Source organism: Streptomyces sp. NPDC038200, from assembly GCF_055600785.1.
The window spans coordinates 387,157-410,929 of the sequence record NZ_JBVJYH010000001.1 but is presented as its reverse complement, the minus strand read 5'-3'; the positions used below and the strand labels follow the sequence as shown (position 1 = coordinate 410,929).

Annotated in this window: 16 protein-coding genes and 1 pseudogene; 10 read left to right on the top strand and 7 right to left on the bottom strand. The window is 71.2% G+C overall.

Annotation, left to right across the window (positions count from 1 at the left end; all coding sequences use genetic code 11):
- Positions 1-245 precede the first annotated feature (245 nt).
- Together ACZ7KF_RS01725 and ACZ7KF_RS01720 are read left to right on the top strand one after the other, a co-directional pair.
- Positions 246-2,681 carry a glycoside hydrolase family 2 protein gene (locus tag ACZ7KF_RS01725; RefSeq protein WP_471068294.1) on the top strand — a complete coding sequence of 812 codons (2,436 nt, stop codon included), beginning with the start codon at positions 246-248 and terminating at the stop codon, positions 2,679-2,681.
- Complete coding sequence (locus ACZ7KF_RS01720) at positions 2,678-3,718, top strand: LacI family DNA-binding transcriptional regulator (protein WP_471068291.1); 1,041 nt, start codon at positions 2,678-2,680, stop codon at positions 3,716-3,718. The genes ACZ7KF_RS01725 and ACZ7KF_RS01720 overlap by 4 nt, the downstream gene beginning before the upstream one ends.
- 60 nt (positions 3,719-3,778) lie before the next feature.
- Here the strand turns inward: ACZ7KF_RS01720 and ACZ7KF_RS01715 are convergent, their stop codons facing one another.
- From ACZ7KF_RS01715 to ACZ7KF_RS01705, 3 genes and pseudogenes are all read right to left on the bottom strand, one after another.
- Positions 3,779-5,116, bottom strand: a complete 1,338-nt coding sequence (locus ACZ7KF_RS01715) for a cellulase family glycosylhydrolase (protein ID WP_471068288.1) — start codon at positions 5,114-5,116, stop codon at positions 3,779-3,781.
- Positions 5,117-5,460: 344 nt separating this feature from the next.
- Positions 5,461-6,660 carry a mannose-6-phosphate isomerase, class I gene (gene manA, locus ACZ7KF_RS01710; protein WP_471068285.1) on the bottom strand — a complete coding sequence of 400 codons (1,200 nt, stop codon included), beginning with the start codon at positions 6,658-6,660 and terminating at the stop codon, positions 5,461-5,463.
- Between the two features lie 295 nt (positions 6,661-6,955).
- Positions 6,956-7,906: pseudogene (locus ACZ7KF_RS01705) on the bottom strand (ROK family protein); the annotation flags it as partial.
- Between the two features lie 205 nt (positions 7,907-8,111).
- Here ACZ7KF_RS01705 and ACZ7KF_RS01700 point away from each other — a divergent pair.
- Entirely contained in the window at positions 8,112-9,488 is a 1,377-nt protein-coding gene (locus tag ACZ7KF_RS01700) for a GH1 family beta-glucosidase (protein WP_471068282.1), read from the top strand.
- A 78-nt stretch (positions 9,489-9,566) separates the two neighbouring features.
- On the opposite strand, the gene ACZ7KF_RS01695 is transcribed toward ACZ7KF_RS01700, so the two are convergent.
- The gene (locus tag ACZ7KF_RS01695) at positions 9,567-10,190 is read right to left on the bottom strand and encodes an ATP-binding protein (protein WP_471068279.1); all 624 of its coding nucleotides are present in this window, start codon (positions 10,188-10,190) and stop codon (positions 9,567-9,569) included.
- A gap of 361 nt (positions 10,191-10,551) precedes the next feature.
- Positions 10,552-13,323: a WD40 repeat domain-containing serine/threonine protein kinase gene (locus ACZ7KF_RS01690; RefSeq protein ID WP_471068276.1), complete on the bottom strand. Its 2,772-nt coding sequence runs from the start codon at positions 13,321-13,323 to the stop codon at positions 10,552-10,554.
- A gap of 110 nt (positions 13,324-13,433) precedes the next feature.
- Between ACZ7KF_RS01690 and ACZ7KF_RS01685 the strand changes: the two genes are divergently transcribed.
- Positions 13,434-13,628 carry a hypothetical protein gene (locus tag ACZ7KF_RS01685; protein WP_471068274.1) on the top strand — a complete coding sequence of 65 codons (195 nt, stop codon included), beginning with the start codon at positions 13,434-13,436 and terminating at the stop codon, positions 13,626-13,628.
- 103 nt (positions 13,629-13,731) lie between these two features.
- Here the strand turns inward: ACZ7KF_RS01685 and ACZ7KF_RS01680 are convergent, their stop codons facing one another.
- A complete protein-coding gene (locus tag ACZ7KF_RS01680; protein ID WP_471068272.1) occupies positions 13,732-16,185 on the bottom strand; it encodes a P-loop NTPase in 2,454 nt (817 codons plus the stop codon).
- 215 nt (positions 16,186-16,400) lie between these two features.
- Between ACZ7KF_RS01680 and ACZ7KF_RS01675 the strand changes: the two genes are divergently transcribed.
- Positions 16,401-17,453 (top strand): macro domain-containing protein, encoded by a 1,053-nt coding sequence (locus ACZ7KF_RS01675; protein WP_471068269.1) that lies wholly within the window; start codon positions 16,401-16,403, stop codon positions 17,451-17,453.
- A gap of 131 nt (positions 17,454-17,584) precedes the next feature.
- On the opposite strand, the gene ACZ7KF_RS01670 is transcribed toward ACZ7KF_RS01675, so the two are convergent.
- Positions 17,585-19,927, bottom strand: coding sequence for a helix-turn-helix domain-containing protein (locus tag ACZ7KF_RS01670; protein ID WP_471068266.1), 2,343 nt, complete (start codon positions 19,925-19,927; stop codon positions 17,585-17,587).
- Between the two features lie 184 nt (positions 19,928-20,111).
- Between ACZ7KF_RS01670 and ACZ7KF_RS01665 the strand changes: the two genes are divergently transcribed.
- The 5 genes from ACZ7KF_RS01665 (at position 20,112) to ACZ7KF_RS01645 (ending at position 23,705) form a co-directional block, all read left to right on the top strand.
- Positions 20,112-21,224: a BTAD domain-containing putative transcriptional regulator gene (locus ACZ7KF_RS01665; RefSeq protein WP_471068264.1), complete on the top strand. Its 1,113-nt coding sequence runs from the start codon at positions 20,112-20,114 to the stop codon at positions 21,222-21,224.
- On the top strand, positions 21,221-21,925 hold the full coding sequence (locus tag ACZ7KF_RS01660) for a DUF6585 family protein (RefSeq protein WP_471068262.1): 705 nt from the start codon (positions 21,221-21,223) through the stop codon (positions 21,923-21,925). Before ACZ7KF_RS01665 ends, ACZ7KF_RS01660 begins: the two co-directional genes overlap by 4 nt.
- Positions 21,926-22,054: 129 nt before the next feature.
- On the top strand, positions 22,055-22,282 hold the full coding sequence (locus ACZ7KF_RS01655) for a hypothetical protein (RefSeq protein ID WP_471068259.1): 228 nt from the start codon (positions 22,055-22,057) through the stop codon (positions 22,280-22,282).
- A 78-nt stretch (positions 22,283-22,360) separates the two neighbouring features.
- The gene (locus ACZ7KF_RS01650) at positions 22,361-22,783 is read left to right on the top strand and encodes a hypothetical protein (protein ID WP_471068256.1); all 423 of its coding nucleotides are present in this window, start codon (positions 22,361-22,363) and stop codon (positions 22,781-22,783) included.
- Between the two features lie 4 nt (positions 22,784-22,787).
- Positions 22,788-23,705 (top strand): hypothetical protein, encoded by a 918-nt coding sequence (locus tag ACZ7KF_RS01645; RefSeq protein ID WP_471068253.1) that lies wholly within the window; start codon positions 22,788-22,790, stop codon positions 23,703-23,705.
- Positions 23,706-23,773 lie beyond the last annotated feature (68 nt).

The following is a 23,773-nucleotide window of genomic DNA, read 5'->3' as shown; positions in this document are numbered from 1 at the left end:
TCAACTCTGTGGGTGGGATGTCGGCACTATGTCAGCCGCTCTGTTAACCGGTAAAGCTCAGATTTCGACGGTGATGCCTAATCGTTATCATCTCCCCTCTCTCGTGGCCTTCAACGTGGGGATTTTTGGAAGTGCGGCCTACGGTTACGTAGGTAGACCGGTTTATAGACAAGCCTGTGACCAGCCCGTTAGGTTGTTCGCCGTTGTCCCTTGACCCGTCCGAGTCAGGCGATTGGAGCCGCACCATGAAGGACGTCACCCAGCTCACCGACGGCTGGAGTCTGCGCCATGGGGAGAAAGTGCTGGAGGCCGAGGTGCCGGGCTGCGTCCACAGCGATCTGCTGGCCGCTCAGGTCATCCCGGACCCCTACCTCGGCCGCAACGAGACCGACGTCGCCTGGGTGGGGCGCCGCGCCTGGACGTATGTCCGCCACCTCGATCACGACAGCGCGCACGAGCGCACCGATCTCGTCTTCGAGGGGCTCGACACGGCCGCGTACCTGACGCTTGCCGGCCGGCCCGTCGGACGCACGCGCAACATGCACCGCCACTACCGCTTCGATGTCACGGGCCGCACCGGTGAACTGGAGGTCCGCTTCGCCTCCGCGTACGACGAGGCCGCGGCCGTTCGCGCGGTGACGGGGGAGCGGCCCAACGTCTATCCCGAGCCGTCGCAGTACATCCGGAAGATGGCGTGCAGCTTCGGGTGGGACTGGGGGCCCACGCTCGTGACCGCCGGTATCTGGCGGCCGGTCCGGCTGGAGCACTGGTCCACCGCGCGCCTGGCCCAGGTGCGCCCCCTGGTCACCGTGGCCGAGGGGACCGGCCGGGTCGAGGTACGGCTGCGGGTCGAGCGCACCGCGCAGGGGCGCGGCCGGGTCCTGCGCGTCCGGGCCCAGGTGGCCGGGGTGCACACCGAAGCCGAACTGAGCGGGGACGAGGCGGTCCTCCGCCTGGACGTCCCCGACCCGCGTCTGTGGTGGCCCCGCGGCTACGGCGACCAGCCCCTGTACGACCTCGACGTCACCCTGGACGACGAGACCGGGCCGCTCGACACCTGGCGGCGGCGGATCGGTTTCCGCACGGTCGAGCTCGACCGCTCGCCCGACGAACACGGCTCGGCCTTCACCCTCGTCGTCAACGGCGTCCGGATCTTCGCCCGCGGCGTCAACTGGATCCCCGACGACGCCTTCCCCTCCCGCGTCACGCCCGAGCGCTACCGCACCCGTCTCACCCAGGCCGCCGAGGCCAACGTCGACCTGGTCCGCGTGTGGGGCGGCGGCATCTACGAGGACGATGCCTTCTACGACGCCTGCGACGAACTCGGCCTGATGGTCTGGCAGGACTTCCTCTTCGCCTGCTCCGCCTACCCCGAGGAGCAGCCACTGCGCGGGGAGGTCGAGGCCGAGGCCCGCGACAACGTTGTCCGGCTGATGCCGCACCCTTCGCTCGTGCTGTGGAACGGCAACAACGAGAATCTCTGGGGCTTCCGCGACTGGGACTGGGAGCGCCCCCTCGCCGGCGACTCCTGGGGTGAGGGCTACTACCTCGGCCTGCTGCCGCGCGTCGTCGCCGAACTCGACCCCACCCGCCCCTACACCGCGGGCAGCCCGTGGTCCGGGTCCTGGGACCACCACCCCAACGACCCCGCGCACGGTACCCACCACTCCTGGGAGGTGTGGAACCGCCAGGACTACGCCGAGTACCGGGCGAGCGTGCCCCGTTTCGTCGCCGAGTTCGGCTGGCAGGCGCCGCCCGCCCTGGAAACCCTGCGCCGCGCCCTGCCCGGCGAGGACCTCACCCCCGACTCCCCGGGCATGCTCCACCACCAGAAGGCCGAGGACGGCAACGGCAAGCTGCACCGCGGCGTCGCCCGCCACCTCCCGCTGCCCGACGACGACTTCGACCGCTGGCACTATCTCACCCAGCTCGTCCAGGCCCGTGCGGTCGCGGCGGGCATCGAGCACTGGCGCTCGCACTGGCCGGTGTGCGCGGGGACGGTCGTATGGCAGCTCAACGACTGCTGGCCGGTCACCTCGTGGTCCGCCATCGACGGCGACGGCCGCCCCAAGCCGCTCTACCACGAGCTGCGCCGCGTCTACGCCGACCGGCTGCTCACCCTGCAACCCGGCACCGGCGGCCTGGAGCTCGCCGTGATCAACCAGGCCGCCGCGGCCTGGCGGACGGCGGTGACCCTGCGGCGGATGGAAGCCGACGGCGCCACCGTGGGCGAGGTCGTCGTCGAGGTCTCCGTCGAGCCCCGCTCCGTCACCAGGGTCGCCGTCCCCGCGGCGCTGACGCCGGACGAGGGGTCCGCCAAGGAGTTCCTGGTGGCCGACGCCTGGGAATCACCCCGCTCGCGCGACGACGAGGGCACGGGAGACCTGCGCGCCCTGCACTTCCCGGTGCCGGACAAGGAGTTCGCCTACCCGCGCCCGGCCTACGACGTCGCGGTGGAGCCGGTGCCCGGTCAGAGGGATAGAGTCGATGTCGTGGTGAGCGCCCGTACTCTCGTCAGAGACCTCTTGCTGCAGCCCGACCGGCTCGACCCGGCCGCCGTCTGCGACCGCGGCCGACAGACCCTGCTGCCCGGTGAGCGGACGCGCATCCGTGTCAGCGGCTGCGGCTCCGTCCCGGCCGACGCGGTGAGGGCTGCCCTGTTCTGCGTGGATGTGGTGTGAGCGGCTCGCCGGAACGCGTCACGATCAAGGATGTCGCGGCCCGCGCCGGGGTGTCCAAGGGGGCGGTGTCGCTCGCGTTCAACCACAAGCCCGGCGTCTCCGAGGCCACCCGTGAGCGGATCTTCGCGGTGGCCCGGGAACTCGGCTGGGCCCCGAGCGCCACGGCCCGCAGCCTGTCCAGCCGAAGGGTCGACATCGTCGGGCTCGCCTTGTGCCGCCCGGCCCGGCTGCTCGGCCTGGAGCCGTTCTACATGGACTTCATCTCCGGCATCGAGAGCGTCCTGGCGGAACGCTCCTGCTCGCTGCTGCTGCGGCTGGTGCGCGACTTGGACGAGGAGATCGCGCTCTACAAGGAGTGGTGGCGCGGCCGGATGATCGCCGGCGCCATTCTGGTGGACTTCCGCGAGAACGATCCCCGGGTGTCCTCCCTGCAGGGCCTCGGCATGCCCGCGGTAGCCGTCGGCCACCCTTCCCTCACGGGTCCCTTCCCGGCGGTGTGGACGGACGACGCGTCGGCCGTCGGCGAGGCCGTCCGCTACCTCGCGGCCCTCGGCCACCGGCGCATCGCCCGCGTCGGTGGCCCGGCCGACCTCGGGCACAGCGCCATCCGGGCCCGCGCCTTCGCCGACACGATCCGGGAACTGGGGCTGGAGGAGGCGCGGCAGATCGGCACCGGGTTCGACGAGAAGGAGGGCGCGCGGGCCACCCGCACCCTGCTGCTCGCCGCCGACAGGCCCACCGCCATCGTCTACGACAACGACATCATGGCGGTCGCGGGCGCGGGCGTGGCCGCCGAGATGGGGCTCACGGTCCCCGACGACCTGTCGCTGCTGGCGTGGGACGACTCGCAACTGTGCCGGATCACGCATCCGACGCTGTCGGCCATGAGCCACGACGTGCACAACTTCGGTGCCGACGTGGCGCGGGTGCTGTTCGAGGTGGTCGCCGGCACGCACACGGGCGGACACCAGGTGCCGACGCCGTCACTGATCCCGCGCGGTTCCACCGCACCGGCGCCGGGAGCGGCCGCGTCATGACGATGCCGAAGGGCCGCGCCCCCAGGGGGCGCGGCCCTTCGGCGTGCCGCGGGCGTGGTGTCAGTTCTTCTCGCAGGTGGCGCCGTTGAGGCTGAAGGCGGCCGGGACGCCGTTGGCGCCGGCGGTCGAGGAGCCGTTGAAGCCGAAGCTCACGGTGCCACCGGCCGGGATCGTCTCCGTCCAGGACTCGTTGCTCGCCCGGACCTCGCTGCCCTGCTGCACGGCCCTGGCGTTCCACGCCGAGCTGAGCTTCTGGTCGCCGGGGAAGGCGAAGGCGAGCTGCCAGCCCTTGACGGCCGTCGTACCGGTGTTGCGGAGGGTGACGTCCGCGTTGAACCAGGTGCCCCAGTCGCTGAGGCGGTAGCTGACCGCGCAGCTGCCGCTGCCGGAACCGGTGTCGGTGAAGACACTGGCCTCCTTGGCGGTCTGCCGGATCCCGCCTGGGCCGGAGAAGATCCGCTGTCCCCAGGCGGTGAGCCGGGACGCGTCGAAGCCGGTGGCCATGTCCAGGTACTCGACGCCGCCGCCGTTCCCGCTCCAGGACCACCCGAGGTAGCCCACGCCCGACTGCTGTGCGGTGGACATGATGGCGTCCTCGTCCGGATCGCCGTCCGAGTGCATGTTGCCGAATTCCCCGACGACGATGGGCAGATGCTGCGAAGTGAACCGGTCAAGGTAGCTCTTGACCTTGTCGGCGCTGTTGAATACGCCGTACATGTGGATCGAGAAAACGGTGTTCCGATCGGGATCCGCAGCGAATACCTCCGCGGCGTGATCGCGCATGGTGAAGGACCAGTCCTGTCCCCAGTTGGGGGCGTCGACCATGAGCGTGTGGTGGAATCCGGCTGCCCGCATGCGCGCGAGGGCGCTCTCGGTGTCCGACGTCCACGACGTGTACCCGGAATTCCCGTACGGCTCGTTCCCGATGTTGAGAATGACGTACTTCTCCTGACCCTGCACCGCGTTCTTGACGCTGATCCAGTAGTCGACGGCGCGCGCGAGGGCGACGGCTCCGTCCTGCTCGCCGTAGCCGGTGGTGTCGTGTGCCTCCAGGACGCAGACGAGCCGGTTCTGCTTGCACTGCGAGACGACGGCCGACACGTCGGCGGTGTCGTTCTTGGTCCAGCGGTCACCGGTGGCGAGCACCACCCGCACGGAGTTGGCGCCGAGCGCCTTGATGTCCTTCAGCGCCTGTGCCGTCCTGGTGGGGTACCAGGCATGGGCGTGGTTCACGCCGCGCAGGACGAACTCCTCGCCGCCCGCGTCCAGCAACCGTCCGTCGGTGACGTGGAACCCCGACGCGGCCCGCGTGTCCGCCTGCGCCGTGGCCGGTGCGGCCAGTACGGAGGCGGCGAGGGCCAGCAGCGCTCCCGCCGCGGTGGCCAGTCTCTTTTTCATCCCTGCTCCCAAGATGGTGGCGCGTGCCGCCCGGACGCGTTGCGCGTCGGCGGCACGGCACTGCCGTTCATGGCGTGGCTCTGTCACCGGCTCACCTCCCGGCCCCGGCGGTGCGCCGGAAGGCCGGAAAGGGAAATGTGCGAGCCGGTGTGGAATCCCGCCGCCCGGGTGTCGGTCAGCGACTCACCGGGCGGCGGGACGGCGAATCAACCGACGAAGGCCGCCGGCCTCGCCACAAAGTGATGACGTGGCCATGCCCTTCGATCGGCGGCTGGGAGAGAGGCTAGGACGAGAATTCCGAGCGTTCAACCATTGCGACCAAACCGGTTAAGTTTAGTTCGAGTTCAGATGTCGGCCCTCGGATCGGCAGGGGTGGCCCGGAAGACCGCGCCCTCACCGGAGACGGTGACTTCCTCACCGGCCGGCGCATAGGCGGACGCACCCGCCGCGAGTACGACCTCGTGCCGCGGGCTGGTGAGGCGGATCGTGCCCGCGGTGCACACCAGGACCTGGGGCCGGGTCCCGGGCAGGACACGGGTGTCTCCGTCCGCGCCCGGCACCAGGCGGGAGAGCCGGAAATCCTCGACGGGCGCCGGGTACACCTCTTCGCCTGCCACTCCGGGCCGGGGGCACACCAGCGGTGCCGGGAGGGAGGTGAAGCGGACGACGCGCAGCAGCTCCGGCACGTCCACGTGCTTGCTCGTCAGGCCGCAGCGCAGGACATTGTCCGAGGCGGCCATGACCTCGACACCCAGCCCCCGCAGATAGGCGTGCGGTATGCCCGCCCCGAGGAACAGCGCCTCACCGGGCGCGAGACGGACGTGCCTGATCAGCAGAGCTGCCGGGACGCCGGGATCAGCCGGGTGGACCCGGGCGATCCTGGCGTACACCGCGAAGGTTTCGCGGAGCGGGCCGGATCGGCTCGCGGCGTCCGCCAGTGCGCCGTCGACCTCGGCGAGCCGGTCCGGCGACAGGGACAGGAACGCGGAGAAGACCTCCCGCAGCGCCGGCTCCTCCGGTGCCGAGCGGAGCGTCAGGATGTACGGGGCCAGCCAGTCCAGGCCCAGGGCGGCCAGCAGATCGGCGCACTCGCCCGGCGACCGGAATCCGCACAGCCCCTCGAACGGGGTCAGCGCGACGATCATCTCCGGCTTGTGCTGCGCATCGCGGTAGGTGCGGTGGGGGGCGTCGAGCGGGACGCCCCGGGCGTTCTCCAGCGCGTACCCGGCGGCTGCCTGGTCCGGATCGGGGTGCACCTGCAGGGACAGCGGGGATTCGGCCGCCAGCAGCTTGACGAGAAACGGCAGTCGTGGGCCGAAGCGACGCACGACGGCATCGCCCAACTCGCCCCGCGGATCGGCCTCGATGATCCGGTCCAGCCCCCGCACGCGTCCCGCGCGCTCGACTACGGAGGGTGCGGCGGGATGGGCGCCCATCCAGAGCTCGGCCTGCGGGGAGCCGTCCGGGGTGGTGCCCATGAGCTCGGGCAGCGCGGTGGTCGAACCCCATGGGTAGGGGCGGACGGTGTTGATGAGACGGTCCACGGGAGGGACTTCCTTTCACGATGGGCATTGACGAGCGTGCGAGCGGTGCGACCGGGGCGTCCGCGGCCGGTGCGCCCCTGCGGAACGGGGGCGGCGGTGCTCATGCCGGGCGCGGTGGCGGCCACGACGCCGCCGGCGCGGGAGCCCCGATGCCGGCGCCGGTGGTGCCCGTACGCGTCGGGGCGGGCGTCCCGGGCGCGACGGCTCCGCCGCTGCCGGGTACTTCGCCCCGGGCCGCCACGGCGTCAGCGGGCGCGCGTCCGGGACCGGCGTCGTCGCCGTGACGGGGGGCCGGGGCGGCTGCGCTCACGGTCCTCACCGTTCCCGCGGCGGCGCCGGCGGCGCCGATGAGGCCGGCGTCAAGGGCCAGTTCCGCCGGCACGATCGGCACGTCGCGCGCGAAGTCGAGGACCGCGTACCGGGTCATCCACCGGCGCAGGGGCGCGAACAGCGTGTCACCGGCCTGCGCCACACCTCCGCCGATGACCACGAGGTCGAGTTCGACGAGAGCGGCCGTCGCGGCGATGGCCGCCGCCAGGGCCTGCGCGGCCCGGTCGTACACCGACCGGGCGATACCGTCGCCCTGCCGGGCCGCGGTGGCAACGCCCGCGGCGGTCGGTTCGGCGCCCGCAGGCGGGACCCAGCCCGCGGCCAGGGCTCGTGCGGCTGTCGCCGTGCCGCTCGCCAGGCCCTCCACGCATCCCCGGGCACCGCACGGGCACGCGGCCCCGTCCAGATCGACGGAGATGTGCCCGATGTGCCCCGCGTTCCCCGATCGCCCGGCGTGCAGCCGGCCGCCGAGGACCAGCCCGCCACCGACCCCCGTGGAGACCACCATGCACAGCGCGTTGTCCACCTCGCGAGCCGCGCCCAGCCAGTGCTCGGCCGCCGTCATGGCGACGGCGTCCCCGATCAGCACGGGAGTCACGTGGGCGGGCACACGCGGGTGCGAGCGGATCCGCTCGACCAGCGGAAAGCGGCGCCAGTCCGGGATGTTGACGGGACTCACGGTGCCGGCGACGGTGTCGACGGGGCCCGCGCTCGCCATGCCCAGGCAGGCGAGATCCGCCCAGGCGGGGTGCGTGGAAAGGTCGTCCAGTACGGCACTCACAGCGGCCAGCACCACCTCGGCCGGCGCGCGGGCGGGGGTGGGCCGATATGACCGGACGACGAACCGTCCGCCGGGGTCGACGAGTGCCCCGGCGATCTTGGTCCCACCGATGTCGAGTGCTCCGTACACGGCCACCACGTCAGCCCTTCTGAAGGAAACGGGGGGCCCGGCGCCCCGCGAACGGACACTGTGCCGGGCGGCTGACAACGTTGTCCACTCTGCCTGCAAGTTAAGCAATCGTTTAGTAATCTCTTGCGTCTGAACGTCATCTTGCTGGACGAAACCGGTTTATTAATTGACGATGCTGGCTGAGCAGTCGCCGACAGGACTTGGACGTCACGTGAATGACTTTCCTTCCCTCCCGCCCCGCTTCGTCTTCGGTGCGGCCACCGCCGCCTTCCAGATCGAGGGCGCGATCGGCGAGGACGGCCGTGGCGTCTCCATCTGGGACACCTTCGCGCGGCGGCCCGGGGCCGTCCTCGGCGGTGACACCGGGGATGTCGCCTGCGACCACTACCGCCGGTACCGCGAGGACCTCGCTCTGCTGACGGAACTGGGCGTGGGGTCCTACCGGTTCTCCGTCAGCTGGCCGCGTGTCCAGCCGACGGGAGCCGGCTCCGCGAACTCGGCGGGCCTGGACTTCTACGAGCGCCTGGTGGACGGACTGCTGGAGGCCGGCATCGAGCCCGCCGTGACGCTCTATCACTGGGACCTGCCCCAGCCCCTGGAGGACCGGGGTGGCTGGCGCCACCGTGACACCGCGTACCGGTTCGCCGACTACACCCGGCTGGTCGCCGACCGCCTCGCCGACCGGGTGCCCCGGTGGATCACTCTCAACGAGCCGTGGTGCAGTGCCTTCCTGGGGTACGCCAGCGGTCTGCACGCTCCCGGTGCCCGCGAGGGAACGCCGGCTCTGGCCGCCGCACATCACCTGCTCGTGGCCCACGGACTGTCCGTGCCTGTCCTGCGCGAAGCGGGCGCCCGGGAGGTCGGCATCTCGCTCAACCTCGACCGGGTCGTCCCCGCCACCCTCGCCCCCGAGGACGTGGCCGCGGCCCTGCGCGCCGAGACGCAGCGCAACCTGATCTGGACGGAGCCGCTGCTGAAGGGGCGCTATCCGGACGCCGAGGGCGACACCTGGGAGGAGCTGATACGCCATCAGTCCTTCCGGCGCATCGGGGACCTCGACGTCATTTCCGCGCCCCTGGACTTCCTCGGCATCAACTACTACACGCCCTCCGTCGTCCGGGACGCGCCCTACCGAGAGCCGGACCCGCTCTCTCGCACGGCGGACGACAACCGCTTCGAGGGGGTCGGCATGCCGGAGGCCCGGCACACGGCCATGGGCTGGCCAGTCGCCCCGCACACCCTGTACGAACTGCTCGTCGGCCTGCGTGAGCGCTACGGGGACGCGCTGCCGCCGGTGTACCTCACGGAGAACGGCTCCGCCGAGGACGACGTGCTGACGTCCGACGGAGCCGTCCACGACGCCGAGCGGATCTCCTACCTCGACGGCCACCTCGGATCCGTCGCCGCCGCGATCGCCGACGGTGTCGACGTACGCGGTTACTACGTATGGTCCCTCCTCGACAACTTCGAATGGTCCTACGGGTACAGCAAGCGGTTCGGTCTCGTGTACGTCGACTACGCCACCCAGAGGCGCGTCCCCAAGGACAGTTTCCGCTGGTACCGGGCCTTGATCAGCGCTCGGACGTGAAGACGTCCGGTCGGTGCCGCCGTCGCCCTGGGGGGCCCGCGACCGGCCGCAGGACCCAGATCAATGCCGCTGTTGTGATCAGGGCAGGCGTTCGAGGGCCATGGCCAGGTGGAGGAGTACCTGTGCCCGGCCCGAGAGCAGATATCCCCGGCCGGGAGGGGCGGCGAAGAACTGGTCCGGTTCCAGGGCGATGCTGTGCGCCACGGCGGTGGGGCGGTCGGCCGGGGTGAGCAGGAGCCGGTGGCCCGTCGCCAGGATGGTGTTGATCAGGCGGGCGAGTGGGCTGGGGAAGCCGGTGAGGACCGGGGTCGCGTCGGAGCTGAGGACGAGGGCGTGGCGGCCGCGTGCCGAGGGGCGGGCGATGTCGTCGAGCAGGGTGGGCGCGTCGGTGAATCCTTCCTGGGTGGGGAGCACCGTGATGTGGTCCGCGTCGTCGAGGATCAGGGCATAGGGGTCGTCACCGAAGACCTGGGCGGCCTCGCGGAGGTCGGTGTCCTTGTGCGAGATGCCGGTGAGGATGCGTACGCCCGGGTCGTCGGGGAGCAGGCCGGGCAGGGGGGAGCGGGGCGGGGTGACGGCGAGCACGCCGATGCCGGCTCGGCGCAGCGAGTGGGCGAGTGCGGCCGTCGCGGTGGTGCGGCCCGAGCCGGGCGGACCGGACAGGAGCAGCAGGTGGGCGCTCTCGAAGAGGTCGATGCCCACCGTGCCGTGGTCGGGCCGCCGACGGAGCGCCGGCGCCCGTGTTCGGCGGACCAGCAGCGCACAAGGCCACCCCGACGGCGTCGGCCGTGCCGTCAGCACTGCCGAGGGGCCTTCCCGTCAACGTCGCGCTCCTGTCGGAATGGCTCACCTGCCGACGCCCCGTACGCCGGCGTGACAACAGGGTAGCGGGCAGTTCTCAGTAAGGAACACCCAATGAATAGGCGGGAGTTGAGGCGTGAAGGGGTGTCCGTGGAACGCCGGGCCCCCTGCCGGTCCCGTGACCGTTCCGAGAGCGGAGCCGCGGCTCGCGGAGGCGCTGCGCCCTGTGCTGAGCGTGGACCGGGAAGCGGTCACGGACGACCTACGCGTCGATACCCGTCTTCCATATCCACAGGGATGGGCCACTTCTGTACACCAGTGTGCCGCCGTCCGGACTGAGGGCAACGGCGTCGGCCGTGAAGCCGTTGTCCCGCTCCAACTGCAGCTTCCCGGCGGTCCTGCCGGTATCGGTGTGCCAGATGCGAATCGTGCGGTCCTGGCCGACCGTGGCCAGCAGTCCGGTCGCGTCGGGTCGGGCCGAGCCCCCCGCCCAGTCGAAGTCGGTGATTTTGCTGTCGTGTCCCGTCAGTACGTGCTGGGTCGACCCGGAGCCGTCCTGTATGTAGACGACGGAACCCGAGACGCGCGCCCAGAGCCCGTCGTCGGCGGACGCGGACGCGCGGCGGCCGGTGACGACGTCCCACCGGTGTGGCCGGTCAGAGCTGTCGAGGCCACTGAGGAAGGTGCCGCTCGCACTGAATTCGACCGGGAAGGCGTCAGGTGTGTTCTCGCGTATCGTTGCGGTCTTCTGGCCCGTTCGGACGTCCCACACCGCGATGGTGCCGTCGTCGGTGACGCCGGCGAGGGTGTGGTTGTCAGGACTGAAGGCCAACGACACCGCCGAGGTGCCCTCGCCCACGGTCAAGGTCCTGCGTTCGGTTTGCTCGGAGACGTCCCAGACCTTGATGGTGAGCTCGTCCATGTCCTCGGCCGCGGCGGCCAGCAGGCTCCCGTCCGGGGCGAACCGCATCACCGAGATGTCGCCCGTATGGCCAGAGAGCGTACCGGTCTCCTTGCGGGTGGCGGGGTTCCACAGCCTGATGGTGTGATCGGTACTGCTGCTCGCCAGTGTCGCCCCGTCGGGACTGAACTCCACTGCGCTGTCCCATCCGGCCTCGGTCAGCTGGACCGGTCCTCCACCGTGGGGGAGGGCAAAGGTCGCCGCGAAGAGCCCCGTGAGCACCAGGGACACCACCCCCGACCAGACACGGCGAGGGCCGTGATACCGCAAGCCCTCGATGTCTGGCCCGGACGGATGCGCGACGGTTACATGGAGGGGCGCGGCAGCGCGAAAGGCCTCGCTCAACTCGGTGACCGAACGCTCCACTTCACCCATGTTCCAGGGGAAGGCGCTTCGGCCACCCGTGCGATCGACACCGCGCAGGGGAGCCTTCCTCCTGACGTCGGCCGGCGTGGTGGCGGCGAAGTGAAGGACGACAGCGGTCCTGTCGCCGCCCCGGCTGGCGATCCCGGCGCGGTGCCGGGGAACGAGGACCACTTTGTCGATGTGCTCCCACGCCAACGAAACGCCGGAGATCTGAGGCAGACGGCGCCCGGCCCGGTCCTGTTTGTTGAGCAAGAGGCTGATGCCTTCGGCACCGAGGGCGAAGCTGCCCCACCACAGGGTCGGCAGGCTTGCCGTCATGACCCAGATCGCCACAACGATCGCCGGGATGAGTGCCGTGATGTAAGGACCTGTATCCAGTGAGTAGATGAGCCTCCAGGCCGCTCCCATGATCAACCCCAGGGAGATGATCGCGGTCAGGAAGTTGAGCCACCCCGCGGCCTTGGTGGGAAGGACCGGGTAGCGTTCGGCGTCATCAGACGTCGTGGAAATGCTCGTACGCCCAGCCGCCTGCGATCGCGCCGCCGACCTTCTCGCCCGTGCAGGAACCGTGGTGGGCCGCTCCTCCCATCCGACCCGTCGGCTGCCACTGTTGTTCAGCTGTGCCTCACGGCGGCGGAGGGCGGCAGAGGAGTCGTCAGCCGGCCCTGGCCGCGCCGGTGATCCGGACGCCCTGTTCCGGCCGGCGGCGGACGCCTGTCCCGTCGCGCTCGCTCTGCCTCTCGGCCCTCCCGCGCCGGTGGGGCGGGAGGGGACGGAGGTCGTACGGTTCTGCCATGAGGCCGGTCGGCCGGCGCCCTCGTCCGGGCGGGTGTTCCGCCGCACCGAGCCGGGATCCGTCTCCCGGGCCGAGGTGATCGCAGCGCGAAGGCACACCGCTGCTTCTCGGCCGCCCATGCGCCCGCTCGGCTCCCGGACGAGGAGGCCCTCGATCACGGGGACGAGCGAGGGATGGTGGTCCAGTGGCGGAGGGTCGTCATGGAGGACGGCGCGGATGGTGGCCGCGGTGGACTCGCGCTCGAAGGGGCTGCGGCCGGTGGCGGCGTGGTGGAGCGTGATGCCGAGGGACCACAGGTCGGCCGCGGGCGTGGGGGAGTGGCCCTCGAACAGTTCGGGGGCGATGCATCCGGTGGAGCCGGCGACGCCGGTCCGCGTGAGACGGGTGTCGTCGACGGCGTGGGCGATGCCGAAGTCGACCAGCTTCACTTTGTCGTGGGGCAGGACCAGGATGTTGCTGGGCTTGACGTCCCGATGCACCAGACCGATGGCGTGTGCGGCCTCCAGCGCTTCCAGTAATCGCAGTCCCAGACGGGCCACGCGCAGCTCGGGCAGGGCGCCGTGCTCCTCCAGGACGGTTGCCAGGGAGGGGGCCTCCACCAGCTCCATGACCACGTAGACCGCGTCGTCCTGTGCGGTGCCCGGGATGAGGTCGTGGATGGCGATGACTCCGGGATGGCGGATGCGCCCGGCCGTGCGGGCCTCGCGCAGCGCCCGCTCGCCGAACACAGCCCGTTCCGGTGCGAGCAGCCCGTGCGGGACGCGGACTTCCTTGACCGCGACGGTGCGGCCGATCAGCTCGTCGGTGGCCCGCCAGACGACGCCCATGCCGCCCCGGCCGAGCACCTCCGTCAGCCGGTAGCGCCCTGCGACCAGTCGTGGTCCCGTCCGGGAGGAGTTCGTCCCCGTCACCACCGCGCTCCTGTCGGATCGCTTACCGGTCGGCGCCCCGTACGCTGACCTGACAGCAGATTAGCCAGTACGGGCGCGCAGTTGAGGTCTCACGGGGGAGATCCGAGCCGATGGCTGAAAGATTCGCCTGCGATCCGCAGGAAGCGGACTCAGTCGCGCGGGAGTTCCAGGAGTCGTACGAGCAGTGGACGACCGGTGCCCAGGGACGGGTCGCCGCCAACACCCCGGACCTGCGCATGCCGGGCGACTGCACCATGGCGCAGATAGAGGCTCGTCCCAGTTCCCTTGCCTGCACGGCGCGGTAGGGGGCTGATGGCCGCCGCCGGCCGTCGGGGCGGTTCCGAGGCGGATGCAGCGGGGGGTCGGCTCCCGGTGGAGTCGACCCCTTGGCTCTTCGGTGGGAAGTCCCTACTCCGACAGCCTTTCCCAACGGCGGGACAGCGCTTCGGCTCGGCGGACCGATTCCTGTGCCGGATCGTTTCCGAGGACCAGGCGCAGGCCGCTGTAGATCGGCTTCCACTCGTGGAGCAGATCAGCGATGGGGGTGGACCATTCGGGGACGCTGCGCTCCGTGGCCCCCTCCGCCAGCGTCATCGCCGCTTCCAGATAGGCGAACGCCGTCACGCGGTTCGCCCGGTCCGCGGTGAGAGCCACATCGAAGTGCTTCTTGCCGCGCTGGTGGAATTCCTGCCATTTGTTCTCGCCCTGGCGGGCGAAGAAATTGGCTTTGTTGATCAGGATCGTGCCGCAGGTGGTCCGAGTGAACGCGTCGTCCAGCAGGTTGACGGCCCGCTCGGCGAACGACTCGGCGCGCGACCAGTCGTTCAGGTGTTTCGCGTGGATGGCCCTCTGCTCCCAGTAGCGGGCGTTCCAGCTGCCGAACTGGGGAAGCAGGTCGTCGTAGAACTTCTCCACGTCATCGTCCGGGAAGATGCTGGTCAACAGCTTCTGGGTCATCGTGTAGCGGACGAACATCGCCGCCCTGTTGCGGGCGCGCAGGCTGTCCTGGTTCACCAGGGGGGACAGGTTCTGGATGCACTCCCGGAGGGCCGCGAGGGCACCTCTGTCGCCCAGGGACTTGACGATGGACTCCATGAGGACATCGCGCTGACGGGCCACGACGACGTCACCCTGGATCTCGATGAACGGTGCCATGCTTCGCTGGGCGGCTCGCACGATCGTGTCCGACGAGACGTTGAGCGCCTTCGCGCATTCGAGCAGGCTCACCGAATTGCGGCCGCGGCTGGCGACGGAGAGCAGAAGGATCAGCGACTTCTTCCAGTCGGCGTCGAGCAGGAGGACCTCCTGGTCCATGCGCTTGTGGAAGCCGATGCCGTGCTCCAGCTCCATCATCGCCGAGAAGACGTCACGGTTCTTGAAGTGGCCGACCCGCTGGTTCCTGTTCAACTCCTCCAGCTTGCCGAGCCGGCCAAGCCTCTCGCGCTTGTCGACGAGGACCTCGGCGTCACGGCGCTGCAGCCGGGACGGCACGGAAGCCGACGTGCTGTTCTCGTGCGCCACTTCGAGCCGGGCCTCCAGCTGGAGGTTCCTGCTGGGGAGCTCCGCCGCCACGACGTAGATCTCGGCCGTGCTCTCCAGCCTGGCCTCGGAGAGGAGGATGTCGATGTCGTCGGCGAAGTCGGCAGCTCCGTCTATGAAGAGGACAGAGGGGCCTTGACCGCTGAACTTGTCGATCAGTCGTCGGACGTCGAAGCGGCTGGACCGGTCGAAGTCGTAGCACCGGACGCCCGCGGATCGTATGTCCCTGGCTATCCACAGAAGACCACTGGACACGCCGGTGAGACGGGAGCCGTAGACCAGGCGGATCCTCGGCTCGTGCAGCTCCGAGGCGGCCCACTCCCGGATGTCCTGGGCGACCTCCCGCATCCAGGAGAGCGGTGCCACGAGGTTGTCGATGACGTCACACCAGAGAGGCTCGTCGCCGTCCAGGTAGCGATGGGACTTCGGCCGCGGCCCGGGATGGTTGGTCTGCAGCTCGTGGATCTGAGGGACGCTCAGCTGTTCGCTCTGCGCCAGCTCCAGGAGGGAGTCGCTGTCCAGGCCGACCTGCGTGAACCAGTCCTTGGTGAACTCCTCGGCGGTGCCCTTGTACACCACGAAGCCGTACTGCTTCAGCTCCCACTCGTTCGCGGTCGAGATCCCCGGATCCACGACGATGGACGGCGCTGCCGCACTCGGCCGGTTCCTGGTGAGGAGCCGCTCGACATCAGGATCGTCCAGCAGGCGCGCCCCCACGACGACGAGCGGTTGTGAGCCGATGGTCGACGCGAGTACCTGGTCCCAGACGACACGCCCGTGAGCGGCGGCCTGGTACTCCGACAACGAGAAGATCAGACTGCGCGGCTGCGAACCGATGATGTGACCGTGGAGATGGATGATCTCCAGGTCGCCCGTCTCCGAGAACTCCTCGTCCCAGGAAATGGTGCGCGCCGGGCGATAGCGGGCGAGCGGGCTCGAACGGTAGGCCTGTTCCGCCGCGTCGTCCACGTTGAGGGTCCAGATGCGCCTCCACGGGAGGCTGATCAGGTCGGTGAACCAGTCGGCGTGCTGGACGTCCCCGAACACCTTCTTGAGGAACCGCCAGACCGCTTGGGACGACGAGCCGATCACCGCACGCTGATAGGCCCGCATCAGCGTGTCCTCGGCGACGTTGATCGGAACGTCCGGGTACTCCTTGGCCAGCGCCTCCACCAGGGCCCTCGCCATGGGGACCTCGCCGTGCTGGTTGTGGGCTCCGCGGCTCGCGCCCGCACCGAGCAGCGCATGGTACGAACCGTTCCGGGCTGCTGTCTTGAGGGAGTGGAGCTGACTCGTGGTCAGCAGCGACTGAAGGTCTGGCAACGAAGTGACTCCTTCCGCTCACCGCGCGGAGTGCATCGAACCTGATGGGGCAGCGCGGCTGATCGCCCCAATCGTCCCACGGTGAGGGCGGCGTGACGTGGTTTCAGCAAGGTTCCGTACGACTGCGGGAGTGGCCGTTGTGGTAGTCAAGGACGGCCGGCAGCCTGGAGGTTGCGGCGGTTGTTCGGGTCGCGGCTGGGGAGGGTGCACCACCGATGAGCGTGCTGTTGTTGGTCGTGACGGGCGGTCTCATTGCGACCGGTGTCGGGCTCCAGGTCTGGGCCACGGGGCCGAGGGGACAGGGCAGGCAGTACGCGCTGCAGTTGCCCGCTGTGCTGCTCTACTCGCTGGCGAGCGCCCTCTTCCTGTACTCGGTCTTCCCGGACTCGGTCTCGGAGGGCCGGGCCATGGGGTTCGGGCTCGGCGGCGCCGCCGGGTTCGCCGGGTTCTTCATGCTGGCCTCGTACGCCTGGCTCTCCAGGACGAGGTCCCATGACGAAACGGCGGGTGCCCTCAAGGCCGCGACGAAGGAGAACGCCCGGCTCCGCAGGCGCCTGGACAGTGCCCTGGCGGCGCACGACGCACCGGTGCCGCCGGCTCGCAGCACCCGGTACGAGGCTCCGATCAAGGGTGACCGTCGGCACCGGCTCGGAATGATCACCGGGAATCTGGCGAACGTGGTGGGCGTGGACGTGTGGGTGAATCCCGAGAACACCCGTATGGAGATGTCCCGGATCACCGAGCCGACGATCTCCGCCACCATTCGCTATCACGGAGGCACCCGGGACGTGGGCGGCCACCTCGTGGCGGACCGCATCGCTGGGGAACTGGCCGACCGGATGGCCGGTCACACGCACGTCGCCGCGGGTCAGGTGCTGGTCACCGGGCCGGGTGAGCTGCGCGGGAGCCATGGTGTGAAACGCATCGCCCATGTCGCGGCGGTGGAAGGGGAACCGGCCTCGGGATTCCGCCAGGTCATGGATCTGGAGCGGTGCGTCCGGAATCTGCTGGGCGAGGTGGACCGGTTGAACGAGGCCGGGGAGGAACTGCGTTCCGTCGTGCTGCCCCTGCTGGGGACGGGAGGCGGCAACAGCGATCTAGGGAGGACGGCGGAGGAACTGGCCTCCGCCGTCGTGGGCTACTTCCAGGCCCATCCCGCTTCCCGCGTCCGTACGGTCTACCTCCTGGCCTATACCGACGCGCAAGTCGAGGTCTGCCGGTCCGTCCTCACCCTGCTGCCGGAACTGGATGCTCCGGTCAGGAAGTGACGGGATCTGTTCGGTGTCTCCTTGCGGACGGCGGCTGAACGGCGTCGGCTCCGGTGCCGGGCCGTGGCTGTCGAGCCGGGGCCGTCGTCCGCCGTGCGGCCGGTGCCGTCGGGTTCGGTCCGGTGGGAGTCTCAGCTCCGCCGGTGGGCCTGGGCGAGGTGGCTCTGCAGGCGGGCGTGGCGGAACTGGTAGACCGCGCCGGCCTGCCGCAGGACGCCGCGCTGGTAGGCGTCGTCGAGGAAGGTGGCGACGGCCCAGGGCAGGCGTCCGGTCAACGGCAGCCAGACGCGGGAGAGCACGCACCACTGGCCCCAGGCCGTCAGGCTCAGGGTGTAGCCGATGGCGCCGCCCAGGCCACTTATGGTGCCGAGCGTGAGACTGGCGGTGGGGTCCAGCACGAGCCGGCCCAGGTGCCCCTGCAACAGGTCGACCACCAACCCGGCCCCGAGTCCGACCGTCGCGCCGAAAACGGGTGCCCAGACCGCCAGTTGGGTGATCACTGCCCCCCGGTCGGTGTTCAGGACGCTGCGGGGGCTGACGGCGGAGACGATGTCGAGGGGGGTCTCGAGGAGGCCGAGGAGGCAGAAGGTGAGGCCGGTACCGCCGCCGAAGACCAGGCCGTAGACGATCGCGTCGACGAGTCCTGTGTGCAGCGCCGTCGAGAACCCGGCCTTCCCGGCGTACGCCTGCACCAGGCCGACCACGAATCCGTAGGCGAGGCCGAAGAGTGCGCCGCCCAGCGTGCCGATCACCAGTCGGGGGCCGGCCGTCCACGTGGTGGTCCCGGGCCGGCCGCGGATCCGCAGGCGTACGGCGGACGGCGTGACGTCCTTGCCCGTGACCGTGTACGTGAGCCAGTGCACGAGTCCGAACAGGAAGCCGGCGAAGAGCCCGACGATCGTTCCGTCCAGGAGGACGCCGGCGAGCGTGCCGTGGAAGGCCGCGGCGACGGCGCCGTCGACGACTCCGATGACCAGTCCGGTCACGAGGGCGGTGACCAGGCTGCGGGTGGAGTCGCGCAGTCCGTCGCCGAGCCGCCACCAGGCCAGGTCGGGGGTGTGGAGTTCTGCCAGGTGGTGGGCGAGGTAGCCGAGCCATCGCCGGGCGCGGTCCGGGTCCCAGCCGCGTCCCCCCGGCCCGGGGCGGCGGCGGTAGACGGTGGGGAGGAAGTTGTCGAGCAGGTGCTCCTCCAGCTCCTCCGCGCTGCCGAACCGTTCGGTGTCGAGCAGGCGGGCCGGATCGTGGTCCGGGGTGTCGCTGTAGACCGTGCGGGCGAGCGCGACCATCAGCGGAGTCGACAGGACGGTCGCGAGCGGGGCCACCGGTCCGTCCGGCGACGACTCGCGCAGTGTCTTCAGCACGGAGTCCCAGGCGCCCGCCGCGGGGTCCGCGCGGTCGGTCTTGCGGGTGGTGCGGGGCAGGTAGTGGTCCAGGTCGTCGAGGGTGAGGTCGGTGAGTTCGATCGGCGCGGCGGAGGTCAGCACGTCGGTCTCCGTGACCGCGGCGGCGTACTCGGCGGGGCGGCTGGTCAGCACGAGGGGGAGAGTGGTGGCGTTGAGGGCTTCGAGCGCGGGTCGGCGCAGCCCGTCGGCCATCTCGTCGAAGCCGTCCAGCACCGGCAGTACGCGGCCGGAGTCGACGAGCGCGGAGGCCAGGCTCACCCGGCCGGGGCCCCGGGCGGCCGTGCCGGGGTGGTCGCGCGTCAGCTGCTCGGTCAGCCAGTCGCGCAGGGTGATGGTGGTGGGGTCCCAGGCGCCGATGCTGAAGATCACCGGAACGGGTTCCGCGGGTGTCCGGGACTTCAGGTGGTCGAGGACGAAGCGCAGGGTGAGGATCGTCTTCCCGGACCCGGACCTGCCGAGGACCACGAGGCGCCCGGAGGGGACGTTGCGGTAGGTCTCCGCGATCTCTTCCAGCCGGCCGCTCAGGTCCAGGGGGTCGCTCGCGGCTCCCGGCGGGAGGCGGCGGATGTTGGCCCAGTGGTCGGTGAGTGTCTCGGAGGCGGCCTTCCAGCGGACCGGCAGCGGATAGGGGTCCTGGATCCGCCGCTGTTCCTCCTCGCGCTGCCAGCGGGCCGCGACCGCCTTCGCGAGCAGTTCGGCCGCGTCCGCCAGCGCGTTCTGCGCCGCCGACGCCGACTGCCGCCCGGCAGGGTGCTCGCCAACCGGGTGTCCCGGCCCCGGCCCCGGCCCCGGTCCCGGCTCATCGGCGGTGCCCGCGCCACCGCCCGGGTGCCCGCCACCGCCCGGTTGTCCCGGGACGGCGGCGGCGAGTAACTCCTCGCGGTCCTCGCTCTGCAGGGCGAGCGCGTCGGCCAGCCGCTGCACCGTGGTCATCCGTGGGTTGCTGCGCTTGCCGGTCTCCAGACCGCGGATGGTGCTCACGCTGATCCCGGAACGCCGCTCCAGCTCGTCCTGTGTCAGCCCCGCCTTTTCGCGCAGCCGCCGCAGGACCGTGCCGAACTCACTGGCCACAGGTCACGGCCCTTCCCCCCGAGATATCCGCCTTTTCGCAGGTCGGGACTCTAGCGCGGCCACCGGTCACATATGACCGGTTCAATGCTCTGTCCACATTTCCTGCACGGCGGCCAGCCTCGAAGGCATCGACATGATCGACCGGGGCGAGGGGATCGACCGGTCCCGAGAACGGGGAGCCGCCATGCCGACGACGACCGCAGCCCAGGGCACCACGGGCGGCACGACCGCAGCCCGGGGCACCACGGGCGGCACGGTCCTCACCGCCGAGGAACGCGAGGCCCTCTACGCGCTCGGATGCGGCCTCGCGGACGCCGAGATCGCCGGCGTCCTGGCCCTGCCCGAGCACATGGTGGCCGAGCGGCTCGGTCGCGTCCTGCGGAAGCTGGGGCTGCGCGACCGGGCCGCCGCCATCGTGCACGCCTTCGACTGCGGTCTGGTCGTACCGGGGCAGGGACCGCGCGGGCCGGTACCGGTGCCGGGGATCACCGCCGGGCGGGGTGCGGGCACCGTGCCCGGTCCCTGGCTCCGGGTGTCGCTGCTCGGCCCGCTGCGGACGAGGCTCGCGGGGCGGCCCGTGGACGTCGGACCCGTGCGGCAGCAGGCCGTGCTGGCGGCGCTGGCACTGAGCCAGGGCCGTTCCCTGAGCCGGCGGCAGTTACTGCAGGACGTGTGGGGGAGGGACATGCCGGACGGGAACGTGGTACCGGTCTACGTGTACCGGCTGCGCAAGTGCCTGCGCCTCGGGGAGCGCCCGGACTCGGTGATCCGGCGCGACCGGTACGGATACGGACTGGTCCGCGGTGTCGCCGAGGTGGACGTGCTGTGCATGGAGGACCTCGTCACCCGGTCCGGGGCGGCCGAACGTGCCGGTGACCTGTCCGAGGCCGTACGGCTGTGTGCCCGGGCGCTGGAGCTGTTCCGGGGTGAGCCGCTGGCCGGGCTGCCGGGGCCGTTCGCCGAGTCGGAGCGGCTACGGCTCACCCAGCGCAGGGTCGCCCTGGCACAGCGGAAGGCGGACTGTCAGCTGCGGCTCGGCCGGCACGCCGAGGCGATCGCCGGGCTGTCCGCCCTGGCCCGGGAGGAGCCGCTGAACGAACCGGTCGCCGCGATGCTGATGCACGCGCTGCGGCACGGCGGCCGGCGGGCCGAGGCGCTGGCCGTCTTCGACCGCGCCGGTCGGCGCCTCGCCGAGGACCTGGGGGTGGCGCCGGGCGAAGTGCTGCTGCGGGCCCGGCGGGCGGTCCTGCGCGGAGACGACACCGGCACCGGTCGTGTTCGGGCGGGCGCGGCGTGAGCGGGGGAGCCGCGCCCCGAGGACGCGAGGAGGAACTGCTGCTGGCGCGGATCTCCGCGGCCGCCGGCCGGGCACGCCTCGGCAGGCGCCGCGCCACCTATCGGGCGCTGTCCGCCGAGCCGGGAACCCGAGGGGCGGCCACCGTGGGCGCGGGCCTGCGGCGCCTGCTGCGAACCGGCGGCGGACCGGTCACGCGGGCGGGCGCACGGCTGGACCTCTACGAGCAGGGGATGACGGCTGCCGCCGGCAAGCGGATCCATGCTGTCCGCTTCGACACCACGGTGGTGCGCCGCCGCCGAGTGCTGTCCTCGCGGGGTGTCACCCGCGCCCTGGTCCTCGTCGACGTCGACGGCGAGCGGATCGTGCTGCGCTGCGGTGACTTCGGGCGGCCGGAGGAGTGGTGGCCGGAGATCCGCCGGGCCGTCGTCGACGCGCAGGTGCCGCGGGCCCTGGCCGCGCTCCGCCGGGGCGCGCGGCTGGCCTTCGGTCCCGTATGGATCACCGGGGACGAGGTCGGCTCCGGGGCGACGGCCCTGCGGTGGGCGCAGGTCCAGCGGATCGAAGTCCTCAACGGTTTCGTCGCCGTCCGCGCCACCGGCCGCTGGCAGGTGTGGGCCACCGTCGCGGCCGGTGTCCCGAACCTCTGCGTCTTCCACGCCCTCGCCGAGCACCTCGCCGGTGCCGAGCGGGACGGCGCCTGACGTACGGCCCCTCGTTCCACGGCGTTCCCCTCGGCCGCCGCCGACGTCCGCCGCCCGCCGCCCCAGGTGCCACGTCCGACGGATGTGACCGGCGGCCACACACGACACAGGACCCAGAAGGAGACGGTCATGGCCGACAGCTATCGATATCGGTGCGGTGAGTGCGGGCACCGCACCTCCTGGGGGAGCGAATCACAGGGGGCGGAGACGATCGAGGCCCACTACGGCCGAAGCCATCCGGATGTCGTTCCCGGCGGGATGGTCGAGTTCCGCAAGGGATCGTCGTCCGGCGGCGCCGGCTGCCTGATCGCCCTGGCCGTCCTGGTCCTCCTCCTGATCCTCGCCTCCCGGCACTGAGGCACTGAGGCACTTGACGGTACGGACCGGCTTGCACGGGCATGGGCCGGCACATCGAGCAGACACGGGAGTAGGGAAATGGAAGCGGAACTGGCGGCACTGGTGCAGCTGGCCGCGTCGACGGTGGTCGGCGGAATGGCCACGGCCGGATGGGAGAGCGCGCGGCGGGCGATGGGCGACCTGTGGCGTCGGGCGCACCCCGAGCGGGCGGACACGGTGCTGGCCGAACTGGACGAGGCGCGCGCCGAGGTGCTCCTCGCCCGGCGGAACGGCGACGAGCGGGCCGAGCGGGAACTCGTCGGCGAATGGCGGACGCGGCTGCGCAGGTTGCTGGCCGCCGACCCGGAGCTGGTACCGGAACTCCGGCGCGTCGTCGACGCGTTGCGGCCCCTGGCCGAGCAGGCGGAGTCACCGGGCGGCGGTGTCCGTCTGACGGCGAACGCGTCGGGGCGGTCGCGCGTCACCCTGGCCGGTCGAGACGTCAACATCACCGAGGGGTGACCGTTTGAACTCCGGAGGGAGCCCGGGTGGCGCCGGCCGGGGCGGCGCCGCCGGTGGCGGGACCCGCGTCAGCGCACGAGCGGACGGCCGGTCCAAGATCACCGTGGCCGGCCGTGACATCAACAGCACCTATGTCGTCACCGCCTCGTCCGCGGCGCTCGCCGCGCTCGTGGGTCTCGTGCTCTTCCTCGGCATGTGGCAGCCGTGGCAGGAAACGGCCGCGAGCGGCCGGCGGGACCGCACGGAGGCCGGGGTCGGACCGCAGCGCCCCGGCGGGTCCTCCGCGGCGACCGCGTCGAGCCGGTCGAGCCGGGAGCCGACGTCCGCCTCCGAGGCCCCGGAGGACACCGAGGGCCCCGAGGACCCGGATACCTCCCGCAGCCCCCGTGCCAGTCCCACACCCGGCGACTCTCCTGCCTCCAGGCCGCCGGACCCGGCCGACGTGGCCTTCGCCTCCGTCGGCGTGGGCACCTGCCTCGATGTGTACGACGGTGGCTGGGGCAAGCTCAACCGCGAGCGGCCCGTCGCCGTCGACTGCGGTGCCGGATTCGCCTTCTCTAAGGTGACCATGGTGACGGCGTACGCGTCGAACTGCCCGACGGGGGCGGGCCGATGGGGCTGGGGGCACGTCAACGACGACGGATCGTCCATCGCCTTGTGTCTGGACCGGGTGTTCGCCGCGGGGCAGTGCTTTGCCGCGGCACTGAGCGAACGGGCGGACGGGTCCCTGCATGGCGAGGCACGGTTGTTCAGTGTCTGGGGCTGTGACCGTACGCAGGTGCCGAGCGGTGAGAACGCGATCATGGTGATCACGGCGGTGCTGAGCGGCGGCAGCTGCCCCGAGCGCGCCGGCAGACAGACGCTCTCCTGGCCGGTCTTCGACGGCGCGAGGAAGGTCTGCGCGGTCCGCAGGACGAGCTGACGTGAGCCGCTGGTCCCGCCCCCGCCCCCGCCCCCGCCCCTGACCCGCCCCCCTGCCCCGGCCCGGCG